The organism is Streptomyces ossamyceticus (assembly GCF_001418475.1).
Classification (GTDB): domain Bacteria; phylum Actinomycetota; class Actinomycetes; order Streptomycetales; family Streptomycetaceae; genus Streptomyces; species Streptomyces ossamyceticus.
Window position 1 is genome coordinate 1 of record NZ_LIQX01000905.1, and the last position, 1,509, is coordinate 1,509.

The window sequence follows — 1,509 nt, forward strand, 5'->3', positions numbered from 1 at the left end:
CGACGAGGGTGGTGGGGGTGGTGGCCGCCGGGGATTTCACGGCGAGGACCGCGGCGAACGACAGCAGATGGGCCAGAAGTTCACCGGCGAGTGGAACCGTTCGCCCCAGGTTGAACAGCAGGCCCCCCAGCGGCGGTCCGGCGATGGTGGCTCCGTACTGACGTGCCTCGTTGTGTGCGAGGGCCCGGGGCAGGTGCTCGGCGGGGACCACGTGCCGTAGCAGCGCTGTCTCCGCGGGCTCGAAGAACACCCCGCAGACACCACTGACCACCGCCACGCCCAGCAGCATCCGCCAGTCGAGGAAGCCGAGCAGCGAACCGGTGACCGTGGTGGCGACGAGCACGGCTCGCACCAGATCGCAGACGAGCATCGTGCGCCGCCGGTATCGCCGCGGACCCGATCAGACCGGCGTGTACGGCCGAGCCGGTCAGGTGGAGTGCCAACAGGGGATAGGCGACCGAGGCGACCTGGGCGCCCAGCGTCGAGGACAGGGTGGCGCTCCAGAGCAGGACGAAGTCACGGTTGCGGCGCAGTGGCTCACTCACGATCCGGATTATGTACAGAATATAAAGAACGTACAACTCCGTTTGGTGACTCAGGAGCTCGGGGGCAGGGAGCTCGTAGGCATCGAGGGGACGTCGAGGGGACGTCGAGGGGGCCCGGAGGACGCGTGACGCGGGACCGCTAATTGGGGGCTGGGCCCCCATGTGTCGCCCCCCGCTCCCGCCCAGGATGGTTGAGGGCTGGACCAGCCCAGGTTCATCAGGGGGAACAGGAGGAGCATTGAAGATCTCCATGCGCAACGCGATGCAGGCCGGTGTCACGGCCCTGGCGCTCGGCGCGGCCACGGTGCTGTCGACGGGGCAGGCCCATGCCGCGACCGGTGTACGGGTGGACTCGGTCCGCATCCACGTCAACGCCGTGGCCGGAAAGGCGAACGACCTCTCCATCACCCGGTCCGGCAGCACCGTGACCATCAGCGACGGCGGNNCACCCTCACGCTCGACATGGGGGACCTCGGCGACATCGTCCTCGTGACCGGCAGTATCCCCGCCGACATCAGCGGGGGCTCGGGCGACGACATCATCACGATGGACTACAGGGCCACCGCGAGGACCTTCCTCAACGGTCAGGCCGGACACGACACCATCTTCGGCGGGGCCGGGGTCGACAACATCACCGGTGGCGCCGGGGACGACGTCATGTTCGGCCGGGACGGCGACGACCGCCTGGACGCCGGTGACTTCTCGGCAGGCAACGACCGCTCCTTCGGGGACGCCGGCACGGACACGTGCACGGGGGACGTCAACGACCTCAAGGACAGCTGCGAACGCTGAGGACTGCGGGCCGTCACGCGGTCGCCCGCGCGTCGTGCGCGGCGCGGTCGCGGTACGAGGGCTTAAGGGCGCAAGGGCTCAAGGGTCGGCCGGCGACGGGTGTGGCTCGTCGCCGGCTCGCGTCGACGCTCTCGACGTCACGGCCGCGAGCCGTCCGGGACCACCGCCACCG

2 protein-coding genes and 1 pseudogene are annotated in these 1,509 nt (G+C 69.6%); 2 read left to right on the plus strand and 1 reads right to left on the minus strand.

Features of this window, described 5'->3' with window-relative positions:
* Positions 1-343, minus strand: a 343-nt coding sequence (locus tag AOK15_RS40375) for an MFS transporter (protein WP_240508821.1), incomplete at its 3' end; no start/stop codon positions are given.
* A 440-nt stretch (positions 344-783) separates the two neighbouring features.
* Here AOK15_RS40375 and AOK15_RS40380 point away from each other — a divergent pair.
* Together AOK15_RS40380 and AOK15_RS48970 are read left to right on the plus strand one after the other, a co-directional pair.
* A pseudogene (locus AOK15_RS40380) lies at positions 784-989 on the plus strand (hypothetical protein); the annotation flags it as partial.
* Between the two features lie 102 nt (positions 990-1,091).
* Positions 1,092-1,337 carry a calcium-binding protein gene (locus AOK15_RS48970; RefSeq protein ID WP_167738929.1) on the plus strand — a complete coding sequence of 82 codons (246 nt, stop codon included), beginning with the start codon at positions 1,092-1,094 and terminating at the stop codon, positions 1,335-1,337.
* Positions 1,338-1,509: the final 172 nt, after the last annotated feature.